Below are 8,358 nucleotides of genomic sequence, written 5' to 3'. Positions count from 1 at the left end.
CTTGGCGAGCCACAAGGCGTCCTGGCTCTCCACCACCACCTTCGGCCGCGCCCCGCCCATGGAGGTGCCGAGCAGCAGCAGCTCTTCCACCTGGGCGGCGTCCTTGAGCGGCTCATCGGCGAGCAACGCCTCGGCAAGGGTCTGCAGTTTCTCGAGGTCCCAGGTCTTATTGAACTGGCGCGCCGGCGCGGGCGGCTCCACGCCGAGACCGAAGCCCATCGCGCCCGCCCGGTCGTCGGGGGAGTGCAGCAGATAGTCGAGCTCGCCGAGCTGGCCGAGGCCGGCGTGCTTTTCGATGACGCGCCGGCCCCAGTAGTCCGGGCCGGAGTCGCGGAGAGCTCCGAAGACGCCGCCCAGCCGCACCGTCTCGAAGCCGGCGCGGCCCAGGCGGAGCTCGACCGGGTCGATCTCGACGGCGTCCGGCCGCTCGCGGTAGCGGCGGCCGTAGACGAACCGGCCGACGGCCACGCCGCTGCGCTCGACGGTGTGCTCGAAACGCCCGGCGGTGACCGCCTCCGTTGCGCCGGGCAGGGTGATGTAGACATAGGCCGCAGGCATCGGTGCGCTCAGAAGTCATCGTCGAGCGGCTGAGGCGCTCGAGCGTGTCGCCGCTCCCGCAGCGCGGCAAGGCGCAGCCCCTCGTCATCCGACGTCGGATCGGCCAGTCCCCCCAGTCGCTCCGACATCCCATAGGACCACAGAAGGGCCGCATATACCGCCACGCTCGTGGACGGCTTGCCGTGCTCGGCGCCGCCCACCACCTCCCGGCTGGCGCCGATGCGCTCGGCCACTTCGGCCAGGGTGATGTTGCGGCGCAGGCGCGCCGTGCGCAGATCCGCGCCGAGGCGCTTCAGGGCGCTTTCGACCTCGTAGGGCGGGGTGGTCAGCAGGTGGCCGCGACGCATGGAAATCCTCCCAAGGCGCCATTTTGTCGGTTTGAGCCGACAAATTCAACCATTATGTCGGCTTAATCCGACGCCATCTCGGAGTGTGCGCGAGCCAACAGAAGCCACGCTGGCCGGTGCTGGTGGCCGTCCTCGCGGGCACGGCCGAGCGCTGCCGCGACACGACCACGGCGCCATGCTGCCGGGGCCCCATACGGACGGTCATGGCGGATGCGGTGCTGACGCCCACGGGCTGCCGGAACAGCGAAATCCTCACCTTGGAATGGTCGAACGCCAGTTACGGCGTCGCAAGGTGGCTTCATGGTGCCGGGGTCAAGCGGCTCCTGGCCCTTGGCGCGCGTCAGTCCAAGTCCGGGAGATCCAGGTCGGGCGCGAAGGCGGCCACGATGTCGGCATGTTCGGCCTCTCGCGTGGCGCGCGCGATGTTGAGGCGGATGAAGACCTGCCCGCTGCGGGCGGCGGCCAGCGCGTCGCGCGCCGCCGGCGCAGCTTTCTGCAGGGTGTGGGCGGAGGCGCAGAGCCGCACGCCCAGGCGCGGCGGCGCGCCCGTCGCCACGATGAGGTTTCCGCCGGTGACCGGAAGCTGCTCCAGCGTGGCCGCTCGAAAGCGGTAGGCCGCGCCGGAGGCGCCGATGACGTCGACAAAGTCCATGAGATGCCTCTATCCGTCGTGGCCCCGCTTGGCACGTCAAGTCTCAAGCCCGTGAGTCAGGCCGCGCGGGTCGCTTAGAAGTCGAACGTGATCTGGCGACTGTCCCCGCGCTTGCGGTTCGCCTGCGCGAGGGGCGCAGCGCGTTCGGTTGCGATCTGTGACGCCGTCGCCGCGGACGCGGGCGTTGGGGACTTGCCCGCGTCCAGAACGCAGGGCGACTCGGCCGGGCCGGACGCTTTAGGCCGGGAGGACGCCCGCGCGTCGACCGGAGACCTCTCGGCCAGGCGTTCGTCACGGTGGCCGCGCGACGCCTTCCAGGCTTCGACTTCGCTTTCCTTGTAGGCGACCCGGCCGGGTGACACGACGTAGGGCTTCGGGAAATCGCCCGATCGTTGCAGGCGCCACGCCGTGGTGCGGCTGATGCCGACCCGCGGTTCAACCCGCTTCCAGGGCAGATAGGCCCCATCCGGTCCTTCCGAATCGAGGAAGTCGGTCCACTGGGTCATGTTGCCTCTGCCCTTCCCACGACGCCCGTCATCACCGCGTCTCCCTTCGCGACCGCCGAAGCCGGGTCTGCTGGGACAGCGCCCAGGCCCGCAGCTCCCCCCGCGGGTACCAGGGCTTGCCTCTTATGTGTCGGCAGGGCGGGCCGTCGCCGCCGACCGACCAGAGTCGGGCCAGCGTGGCGACCTTCATCTGGATATGGAAACGGCGCAGGTACTCCGAGGCCTGGGCCCGCGTCAGCAGGTCGGCGTCGTCCTCGTGCGCCGGTGCGACGGTCAGCTCGGGCCCCGCGATCATGGCGACACCGCCGCACGGCATTCGCTGGCGCGCCGGACCCCGCGCCCGGCGCTGAGCGCGAGGTAGCACTCGACCACGGCCTGGACGTAGGCCCGAGTCTCGGGGATCGACGGCACGCGGCCGAGCGCGGCGACCCGCGCCGGCCCGGCGTTGTATGGCGCGGGCGCCCAGCGGCGGCGAATCGGCCGTCGCGGTGGCGCGGACGGTCCACCGCCCGCACCGGCCACAAGACTGTCACAGGCCGATGCGGCCGCCTAGAGTCCCTTTGCCCCGTCGCCCCGCGGCGGTGCATCCCGATTGCAGCCGCTGCAGGAACGTCTTGATTTGTACGCCGTTGTGGCGTACAAAACTCAAATAAGTTTGAGGAGGCTGCCATGCTCACATTCCGCGACCAGGTGAGCGAAGTGGACGAACGAAGCACGGAGCGGATGAACTTCCGCACCAAGCCTCGGATCAAGGAGGCGATCCAGCGCGCCGCCGCGCTGTCGGGCGTCGACGACTCCGTCTTCACGATGAACGCGGCCTACAACTCCGCCATCGAGACGATCGCCGCGCATGAGCGCACCGTGCTCCAGCCGGTCGATCACGCGGCCTTCTTCGCTGCGCTGGACAATCCCGCCCCGCCCACGGACAAGCTGCGGGCAGCCTTCGGCCGTCACAAGGCGACGATCGCCAGCCGGTGACGGCATCCGGCGCTGACCACCCCATCATCGAGCCGCTCGATCCTGCCAAACACGATCGGGCGGCTTTTTCCTGCGGCGTGGGGCAGGTCGATAACTTCTTCCGAAAGACCGCCAACAAACTCGCGATGGCCGACAACCTCCGGGTCTTCGTGATGGTCGCACCGGCCGGTGAGCTGATCGGCTTCTACGCCCTCAACGCTCACGCGCTCGAGTACAGCGACCTCCCGGCCCGGTTCGCGCGCACCCGGCCCCGTCACGGTCAGATCCCTGCCGCCTACATTTCCATGATCGGTGTCGACACACGCTTCGCCGGCCAGGGTTATGGCGGCGATCTTCTGGTGGACGCCCTGACCCGGATCGCGCGGGCGGCTGACGACGTCGGCATCGCCGTCGTCATGCTCGATGTTCTCGACTGCGGCGACGCCGCCCTCGTGCAACGAAGGCTCAGGCTCTACACCGGCTATGGGTTTGCGCCCCTGCCCACTCAGCCCCTGCGCCTGTTCCTGCCTCTCGCCACCGTCCGAGACCTCCTGCGCTGACCTAGGCCGGGCCTTCGGCGGCTCACCTCGCGACAGGTCGATGGAACTCGAGCCGCCCCGGTGACCTCCGCCGCGGACATACGAAAAGACGGCTACACCCCGACGTTAGGGCGGTCCTCAGCAACCGAGCGAGGCAGAGGCGCCTAGATCGAAGCCTCCACGATTTCCATGGTCATCGCCCGATCTCAGGCCTTCGGCGCGATCGTGGCTAGATAGGCGAGACAGCTCGCCTCGACCCGCTGCTGCAGGTCGGCCACCCGCTCCACCAGCCACGCCAGCTGCTCGGCCGTGATCTCGTACTGGTCTGAGAAACGGGCCTCGACATAGGCGCGCCTCAAGAGCTCCCAGCATCGCTTCTCGAACCGATTGGCGCGCGGCCAGGTCGGGATCAGTTCGGGCGCGACGCGCTCCGCCTGGCCACGCAGGAAGTTCAGGTTGTGCGACTTGGTGGAGAAGAGGGTCTGAGTGAGAAGGACGCAGTGGTAAAGGCGCTCAGCCGTTTGGTGCAACGAGAACGCGGCGTCATTCTGCCAACCATCCCCCTGCCCAATTTGGAATTGGGCAGTCGCTAGGGAACGGTGGGCCATGGGAAGCCACTTGGAGAAGTTAGTTTCTGCTTCGCGAAAGGCCTCGGCGACCGATAGCTTTTTCGGCCGCGAGAGGGGATGGTCTGCCGCCTCGTAGAGCATCACCCCTTCCTCAACGGTCCCGGTGAAGAACGGTCGGCCGAGGGCAAGTTGGCGGTTCACGTCGGAGAGCGAGTGCACGATGAAATGCGCCGGCGCCGACAGGATGTGGGCGATGTCGAAGGCCTGCTCAAGATGGGCCTCGGCGTCCATCCAGTATTCGGTCACCTCGGTGAAATTGTCGTGGTTCACGACGATCAGCAGGTCATAGTCAGACTTGTAGCCGCCGACCGGGTCATCGACCCAGTCGCCGCGGGCGTAGCTGCCGAACAGGATCACTTTGAGGATCCGGCCCTGTCCGCGCCGCGACGCCTTGCGCTTCGTGGCTTCCTCGAATTCGCGGAACAGCACCTCGAGCACCCACTGGAGCTCGCGGCGCTTACCTTCGGGAAGATGATCGAGCGTGGTCTTCATGCCTGGAGCGAGGTGGCGCGAATTGATTCGCTAAGTCTAGCCGAACTCAACTCACGCGGGCCCCTTTGACGATGCAAAGCCGAGAACGACCAAGGAGGTGTCGCCGTCCACAGCGGCGCGATCGATGAGACGCCGCCACCTGACTCAATGATGGGCCGCGTAGTTCAGGTCCGGCAGGCCCAGCTCCCGACGCCAACCATCCAGGGCCTCTTCAAGGACCCACATGGCGCTGCGCCACCGCAGCGGCTCGTCCTGCCAGCGCCGCACACAGAGTGTGATCATCGGGACCTGGCTGCCGAATTCGTCCTAGTCGATGGTGTCGATATCGTCCTCGGGACTGAGGCCTTCCACATGCAGGTCGGGATGGCTGCGTGTCGAGCACGAGGTGTTTAGCGCCGTTGGCGACCTCGCGGACGGCCTCGCCATAAGGAATTCTCGGCCAATAGGTCTTGAGCCCGCGTTCCGTCTTCACCCAATCCCGCACGCTGTTCAGCAAGATGAAGGTGGACAGCACCGTGAAGCGGTCGTCTGGCGTGAGGCGGACACGCGCCAGGCCTTCCTCGGCCAGGCCGAGCAAAACGGTGAAAATGCCAAACGCAGGCGATCCGCACCGGACCCCGTGCGGGCATCGTGCACGGTCCCGCATGCGGGCCGCAGAGTGTCGGTCATGAGGTTTTCGCCAGGGCGGCCAGCAAGGCGCGGAGTTGCGGCTCCAGGGCGGTCACCGAGGGGCTACCGCGAAGCCATGTGTCCGCCGCCTTGATCTGCCCGCGCCCAGCGGCGTTCCAGTCGTCGGCCTGGCGCAGGGCGGACAGCACCGCCTGCGCGCGCCGCCGGGCGTCGGGTGCGGCGCCAAACCCTCGCAGGAGTTTGCGGGCGTCGGCGAGGGCCTGGTCTCGGCTGCCGGTCATCGGAGACTCACGTATCGGGGTTCGGGGGCGGGCCATGGAGCCCCGGTCTGGCCGTTCGGGCGCAGACACAAGCGTTGCCGACTAGCGCGCCGCCTGCAAGATGGTCCGCTCGCCATTCGAGGAATCCATGGGGAAATACGACCCGCTGGAGCACCACCTGCGGCGCCAGAGCACGGCGACCTATGAGATGAGCTTCCGCGACATCGAACGCGTGCTCGGCGACCTGCTGCCCAAGAGCTGTCGACGCTCCGAATGGTGGGCCAACGAACCGGCCGCCGACACGCGGCACGTGCAGTGCAAGGCCTGGCTGCGCGCCGGCTATCGGGCGGTGGCAACGCCCGCTACCGAGCGTGTCCGGTTTGAACGCCGGCTCTAGATCCGCATGGCCGCGTCGAGCGCCATTCCTGCGGAGGGGTCCCCGCCGCGGTCGACCCTTCCTCGGCGACCCAGATGATGGTGTGGGACGCGTAGGGCGGGTTGTTCGGCAGCAGCGACATGATCGTCCCGTCCGGCTGCAGGAATTCGTGGGTGGCCCCGACCAGAAGCCCGGGATCCAGCGGGCGGATGGCGTTGGGATTGTGCAGCACGACCGCCCCCTCGACCCAGGTTTCTGCATGGCCCGGCGTGAACCTCATCGTGAACGGGCGCGACCGGGGGTCCGCCTACTGGTTCACCGCCTCGACCTCATTCGCCAACCCCACCGTCACCGTAGCCCGGGCGCTCAGCGACCCCTTCGCAGGGATCGCGCCCACATCGGCGCCGGGCTTTATCCTCGCCCAGCTGGTCGGGGCAACTGTCGGCTGGCTGGTTTTCGGCTGGCTTCTCAAGGAACGGACGGCGTCATGAGTGACGATTTCCCCATCACCATCTTCCACAACCCGGCCTGCGGTACGTCCCGCAACACTGTCGCCATAGTTCAGGCCGCGGGCTACCAGCCGAAGGTTGTCGAGTACCTCAAGACCGGCTGGACGCGGCCGCAGCTCGAGGATCTGCTGGCGCGGATGGCGGCGCGGCCCCGCGATATCCTCCGGGAGAAGGGCACGCCGGCGGCGGAGTTGGAGCTGCTGTCCGACGACGTGAGCGACGATACGCTCCGCGACGCGATGGTGGCGCACCCGATCCTGGTGAATCGGCCGATCGTGGTGACGCCGAAGGGCGTGAAGCTCACCCGCCCCTCGGAGGCGGTACTCGACCTCCTCGAACGCAAACCGGGGAGCTTCACCAAGAAGGACGGCGAGATCGTTCGGCTCTGAGGTCCAGCCGAAGGCCTACCTCTCGAGTGCTTCCCAGTTCGTGGCGATCCGGTTTCGGGCTACGCAAGGGAGATCGATGGTGACGTCTAGGTTGCGCCAGGAGCTGACTTTGGGACCTGAGGGAGAAGGGGACGTTCGCAGCGGCGAGCTTCAACTCAGCTCCATTCGGATCGCCGCCAGCGCGCGATCGACATCCGCTTCGGTGTTGAACAGATGCGGAGAGAGCCGGAAGCCGTTGAACCAGCGCTTCTCCGCCATCTTCACGACGACGCGGTGTCGGTCGTGCATGGCCTGGCGGAACAGGTTCGAATCCATGGAGTCCGGCAGGCGCGCCGCGACCAGGGCGGTGCCCATCGCATGGCCGGGCGGCGCGCTCGCCAACGTCAGTCCAGGGATGCTGGCCAGCCCCTCGTAGGCCCGATCGCGCAACGTCATGTTGTGCGCGGCCACCTCCGCGATCCCGCGCCTGCTCATCGCCTCGGCGGCTGCACCGAGGCCGATGGCGAGCGGCAGGCAGCCCACGCCCGTCGCGTTGGACACAAACCGGTGGCCGTCCTCCAGTTGGACAGGCTGGAATGTTTCCCGGGCATCGGGGCTCAGGTAGAGCACCCCGCAGCCCTTCGGCCCCATCATCCACTTGTGCCCGGTGGTGGCGTACGCGTGACAGCCGATGGCTTTCACATCGACCGGAATCTGGCCCCAGGCCTGGGCGCCATCGACCACGCAGGAGACGCCTCTGGACCTCGCCAGGGCGGCGATCTGCTCCACCGGCATCCGATGGCCCGTCGCCGAGATGACGTGGCTCACGCTGATCACCCGTGTGGTGGGTCGCAGGCGAGCGGCGAAGCGGGGCACGATGGCTGCCGCCTCGTGGTCTTCAGGCGCGATCGGGATCACATCCACGGCGATGCCTCTGCGCCGCGCCAGCGAAGTCCAGCAATAGGTCCCGCCCTCGTGCTCCTGGTCGGTCGTGAGGACGCGGTCGCCCTCGGAAAGTCGCGTCCCGGCCGCCAGGATGTTCATCGCGTCGGTGGTGCTTCGCGTCAGCAATAGCTCGTCGGCCGCACACCCCAGCAAGTCGGCGATCCGGCCGCGCGCCACGTCGGTCTCGCCCACCACGCCGCCTTGGCCATAGGCCATCCGGACCGGGTTGGTTTCGAGGTCCGTCCAGGCCCGGTCCATGACGTCGCGGATGCTGCGCGGCGTCGGCCCCAGAGAGGCGGTGTTCAGGTAGGTGAGACCCGGGGCGAAGCCATACTCTGCCGATGGTGGCGCCGATGGCGCGGACGCCAGCGACGATGCGGCAGGCGTCAGTCCGACAGCGGCCAGCGCAGCACGGCGCGTATAGCGCCCTCCTAGCTCTCGCATCACGGTCGGCCCTCGCTCTACCCCCTGGAAGCTAAGCCCTTGCCGGCTCCCCTGTCACTGCAACGACGTCGACTTCGCGCCATGTCTGGACTGCGCATTCCAGTGATCGTGGGCGCTCATTCCACGCGATGGCGGGCGCCTATTCC

General features: G+C 67.9%; 12 protein-coding genes and 2 pseudogenes. 5 read left to right on the top strand and 9 right to left on the bottom strand.

What is annotated here, in order from left to right; genetic code table 11:
* The 5 genes and pseudogenes from AX721_RS05995 to AX721_RS05975 all read right to left on the bottom strand — a co-directional run.
* Positions 1-558, bottom strand: a pseudogene (locus AX721_RS05995) (HipA N-terminal domain-containing protein); the annotation flags it as partial.
* Positions 559-566: 8 nt separating this feature from the next.
* Positions 567-905, bottom strand: a complete 339-nt coding sequence (locus AX721_RS05990; RefSeq protein WP_068875112.1) for a helix-turn-helix domain-containing protein — start codon at positions 903-905, stop codon at positions 567-569.
* A gap of 340 nt (positions 906-1,245) precedes the next feature.
* Positions 1,246-1,557, bottom strand: coding sequence for a hypothetical protein (locus tag AX721_RS05985; RefSeq protein WP_068875111.1), 312 nt, complete (start codon positions 1,555-1,557; stop codon positions 1,246-1,248).
* 74 nt (positions 1,558-1,631) lie between these two features.
* Positions 1,632-2,063, bottom strand: coding sequence for an AlpA family transcriptional regulator (locus AX721_RS05980; protein WP_068875110.1), 432 nt, complete (start codon positions 2,061-2,063; stop codon positions 1,632-1,634).
* A 31-nt stretch (positions 2,064-2,094) separates the two neighbouring features.
* Positions 2,095-2,358 (bottom strand): hypothetical protein, encoded by a 264-nt coding sequence (locus AX721_RS05975; protein WP_068875109.1) that lies wholly within the window; start codon positions 2,356-2,358, stop codon positions 2,095-2,097.
* A 374-nt stretch (positions 2,359-2,732) separates the two neighbouring features.
* On the opposite strand from AX721_RS05975, the gene AX721_RS05970 reads away from it, so the two are divergent.
* Both AX721_RS05970 and AX721_RS05965 read left to right on the top strand, forming a co-directional pair.
* Positions 2,733-3,041 carry a DUF1778 domain-containing protein gene (locus AX721_RS05970; RefSeq protein WP_068875108.1) on the top strand — a complete coding sequence of 103 codons (309 nt, stop codon included), beginning with the start codon at positions 2,733-2,735 and terminating at the stop codon, positions 3,039-3,041.
* Positions 3,038-3,580, top strand: coding sequence for a GNAT family N-acetyltransferase (locus tag AX721_RS05965; RefSeq protein ID WP_068875107.1), 543 nt, complete (start codon positions 3,038-3,040; stop codon positions 3,578-3,580). Before AX721_RS05970 ends, AX721_RS05965 begins: the two co-directional genes overlap by 4 nt.
* A 185-nt stretch (positions 3,581-3,765) precedes the next feature.
* Here AX721_RS05965 and AX721_RS05960 read toward each other — a convergent pair whose 3' ends face one another.
* From AX721_RS05960 to AX721_RS05955, 3 genes are all read right to left on the bottom strand, one after another.
* Positions 3,766-4,680 carry a HEPN domain-containing protein gene (locus tag AX721_RS05960; protein WP_068875106.1) on the bottom strand — a complete coding sequence of 305 codons (915 nt, stop codon included), beginning with the start codon at positions 4,678-4,680 and terminating at the stop codon, positions 3,766-3,768.
* Positions 4,681-4,824: 144 nt separating this feature from the next.
* Entirely contained in the window at positions 4,825-4,962 is a 138-nt protein-coding gene (locus tag AX721_RS27235) for a hypothetical protein (protein WP_156467033.1), read from the bottom strand.
* A 383-nt stretch (positions 4,963-5,345) separates the two neighbouring features.
* Complete coding sequence (locus tag AX721_RS05955; protein ID WP_068875105.1) at positions 5,346-5,591, bottom strand: hypothetical protein; 246 nt, start codon at positions 5,589-5,591, stop codon at positions 5,346-5,348.
* 127 nt (positions 5,592-5,718) lie between these two features.
* Between AX721_RS05955 and AX721_RS05950 the strand changes: the two genes are divergently transcribed.
* The 3 genes and pseudogenes from AX721_RS05950 to arsC all read left to right on the top strand — a co-directional run bounded on the left by AX721_RS05950 (position 5,719) and on the right by arsC (position 6,844).
* Positions 5,719-5,967 (top strand): hypothetical protein, encoded by a 249-nt coding sequence (locus tag AX721_RS05950; protein ID WP_068875104.1) that lies wholly within the window; start codon positions 5,719-5,721, stop codon positions 5,965-5,967.
* Between the two features lie 281 nt (positions 5,968-6,248).
* Positions 6,249-6,437 (top strand): annotated as a pseudogene (locus tag AX721_RS05945) (aquaporin family protein); the annotation flags it as partial.
* Positions 6,434-6,844, top strand: coding sequence for an arsenate reductase (glutaredoxin) (gene arsC / locus AX721_RS05940; protein WP_068875102.1), 411 nt, complete (start codon positions 6,434-6,436; stop codon positions 6,842-6,844). The pseudogene AX721_RS05945 and the gene arsC, both read left to right, overlap by 4 nt.
* Before the next feature lie 150 nt (positions 6,845-6,994).
* Here the strand turns inward: arsC and AX721_RS05935 are convergent, their stop codons facing one another.
* The gene (locus AX721_RS05935) at positions 6,995-8,212 is read right to left on the bottom strand and encodes an aminotransferase class V-fold PLP-dependent enzyme (RefSeq protein WP_082765334.1); all 1,218 of its coding nucleotides are present in this window, start codon (positions 8,210-8,212) and stop codon (positions 6,995-6,997) included.
* Positions 8,213-8,358: the final 146 nt, after the last annotated feature.

It is taken from the genome of Phenylobacterium sp. CCH9-H3, assembly GCF_001557235.1.
Taxonomy (GTDB): domain Bacteria; phylum Pseudomonadota; class Alphaproteobacteria; order Caulobacterales; family Caulobacteraceae; genus Phenylobacterium.
This window is presented reverse-complemented; position numbering and strand designations above follow the sequence as displayed.

Bases quoted from the DNA above. Each gene is read 5' to 3' on its own strand.
- AX721_RS05990 (WP_068875112.1), bottom strand. From the start codon at position 905: ATGCGTCGCGGCCACCTGCTGACCACCCCGCCCTACGAGGTCGAAAGC.
- AX721_RS05985 (WP_068875111.1), bottom strand. From the start codon at position 1,557: ATGGACTTTGTCGACGTCATCGGCGCCTCCGGCGCGGCCTACCGCTTT.
- AX721_RS05980 (WP_068875110.1), bottom strand. From the start codon at position 2,063: ATGACCCAGTGGACCGACTTCCTCGATTCGGAAGGACCGGATGGGGCC.
- AX721_RS05975 (WP_068875109.1), bottom strand. From the start codon at position 2,358: ATGATCGCGGGGCCCGAGCTGACCGTCGCACCGGCGCACGAGGACGAC.
- AX721_RS05970 (WP_068875108.1), top strand. From the start codon at position 2,733: ATGCTCACATTCCGCGACCAGGTGAGCGAAGTGGACGAACGAAGCACG.
- AX721_RS05960 (WP_068875106.1), bottom strand. From the start codon at position 4,680: ATGAAGACCACGCTCGATCATCTTCCCGAAGGTAAGCGCCGCGAGCTC.
- AX721_RS27235 (WP_156467033.1), bottom strand. From the start codon at position 4,962: ATGATCACACTCTGTGTGCGGCGCTGGCAGGACGAGCCGCTGCGGTGG.
- AX721_RS05955 (WP_068875105.1), bottom strand. From the start codon at position 5,591: ATGACCGGCAGCCGAGACCAGGCCCTCGCCGACGCCCGCAAACTCCTG.
- AX721_RS05950 (WP_068875104.1), top strand. From the start codon at position 5,719: ATGGGGAAATACGACCCGCTGGAGCACCACCTGCGGCGCCAGAGCACG.
- arsC (WP_068875102.1), top strand. From the start codon at position 6,434: ATGAGTGACGATTTCCCCATCACCATCTTCCACAACCCGGCCTGCGGT.
- AX721_RS05935 (WP_082765334.1), bottom strand. From the start codon at position 8,212: ATGCGAGAGCTAGGAGGGCGCTATACGCGCCGTGCTGCGCTGGCCGCT.